The 2,154-nt window shown below is 41.7% G+C and carries 1 protein-coding gene; it reads left to right on the top strand.

Annotation, left to right across the window (positions count from 1 at the left end; genetic code table 11):
• The first annotated feature begins 593 nt into the window (after nucleotides 1-593).
• Entirely contained in the window at nucleotides 594-2,018 is a 1,425-nt protein-coding gene (locus KDK14_RS16915) for a hypothetical protein (protein ID WP_257266355.1), read from the top strand.
• Nucleotides 2,019-2,154: the final 136 nt, after the last annotated feature.

Genomic DNA, 2,154 nt, shown 5'->3' with positions numbered 1-2,154 from the left:
TTGCCGAACAAAACGGAATTTTTAGACCAATTTTCTGCCACCGCAGTAGGGTAGTCTATTCTCGGACAACCTCTTGGTGAAATTAGTAAAGAATGAACAAAAACTCAAGCGGAGCGCCCTGCGCCTGCGCGGCCCGGCCCCATTAGGCGATGCTTTACGACGGGTTTGGTAAGATATGAAAAACTGGTAACCAAGTGAAATTCGCCACAGACAATGTTTTCTTGAAGTTTATAAACTGGGTTTTTCAAGGTATTCAGCGCTAAAAATATCGAGATAGTGAATATTATTGGCTTATTTCTGCCTTTTGTCGTGTGCAGAGAAACTGTTTACCTTCTTTGCAGTCAGTTAAGGTGGATGTTCGGTTAAACATCACTAATGTTATTCCATGATGTGTGGTACAAACCGTTATTGCTGCTGTCATGGCTGGCGCTACCTTCATCAATTCATGAATTATTGTGAGGTTATGCCTTATACATTGGTTGATTTTCAGTTATTTCTGAAAACAGGTAATTGCCGATCATCCTGTGACTTACTTTATGTTCACTGAACGCTTAACCTCTCGAAATCAGCGACTTAACAATAGGACCTTCGTTATGCAATCACTGCAACCAACGCTTTTAAATGCAACCTTTTTTAAAGGTCATGGTGCTTTACAAACGCTCACATCTGCTGGCAAGGGCAGTCAATCCATTCACACTTTGCCTGATCCTCGCAGGCATATGGCCATTGTCAGCCACTGTGGATGTCCCGATGGCAGTTGGTCCGGACTGGTAACGGCGAAACTGTTGCAACAAAGAGGGATTGAAGTTCAGCAACTGGTTCAGAGCTACCCAATGAAAGCACCTGAAATTGAGGTTGGATTGCTCAGACAGCACGGGGCAATACAAGACAATTCAATTGTGATGACTGCCGATATTATGTTTGATATGGCTACCATTATCCGGGCACTCAAGGAAAATGACAGCACTGATTTTGTCTTGACTGATCACCATGGCGGTACTGGTAAAGTATTCTTACAGCAATATGAAAAGCTAGATGAAGAGGATAGGAAGTTCATTGATTCTGCCATTGATCAAGGCCGGTTGATTGTAAATGTAAATACCATGGAATCAGGTGCATCTCATATTTTCAATATATTATCGAAAGATATGACCGATAAACAGCTAATGGAATTGTTTGGATTTGATAGCATGTTGGAACTTGAATCCTACAAAAAATTCATGAAAGCTTATGATTTAACCACAATGCAGCCGAAAGCGGTTGAAGAGTTTATGGGGTTCGTCAATGAAAATATTACATTGGACGAGCAGAGTATGGCTATTTTAAATCAATGCAAAGATGGCGTTGCCAACTCATTTTTAAAAGAAAATATGCTGCATTTTCTTATATGCTATCTTGGGGATGCTGAATTTAACACTCGATTCCATTTCGCTAAACCAGGATCCGATCCTTCTACAGTAGTCGCCCCATCATTTTTTGATGCTCAAGACCCGTCTTATCCTGATGGCCCGGCAGATAAAAATCATAAAGTACTGATGAAGGTCCCTGAAAATACCAAGAAGTTTATTTCTGACTTTGCCGATAATTTCAAAGACATTAATGCTGCGTTGAAGAAAATCGAGCCTGATGTATTTATTAATGCTGTCAGGCGGACCGAAGATGTGCTTAAGCAAGGAAGAAAAGTAACCTACAATGATCGGTCCTTCTTTGCAGCTAACACACAAGCCAGAGCTGGTCGATTTGTTCAGGCTCTGGTTAGTGAAAAATTAAGTGACGACAAATATGCGGTCTTATTTGGATTTGGGGGTAACATTTCGCTGTTGAGATCAATGGATTCAGACATTGATCTTACAGAGGTTGTTCAGGATTGGAAAGATGGCGGAATGACCGGGTCCGGTGGTGGTCATCCTGAAGCCGCTGGTATGCAGCCAAATGAAGATCAGTATAAAAATTTGCTTATTCATTGCCAGAGCGCTGGTATTCCGTTAAACGATGATCAAGTGAAAAAAATAAGTTGAGCCATCTTAAAACGGTCAGAGCCAGCAAATGCAATTACCCCTGAGCCTCTGGCTTGGGGGTAATTCCTAAAGTACTAGCAAATTCCTGAATCCGTAACTTCAGAAGACGTTGAAACCTTCGGAAGCCGGTCGTGCC

Origin of the sequence: Endozoicomonas sp. ONNA2 (assembly GCF_024606365.1) — a bacterium.
In the GTDB taxonomy this organism is placed as follows: domain Bacteria; phylum Pseudomonadota; class Gammaproteobacteria; order Pseudomonadales; family Endozoicomonadaceae; genus Endozoicomonas.
This window is presented reverse-complemented; position numbering and strand designations above follow the sequence as displayed.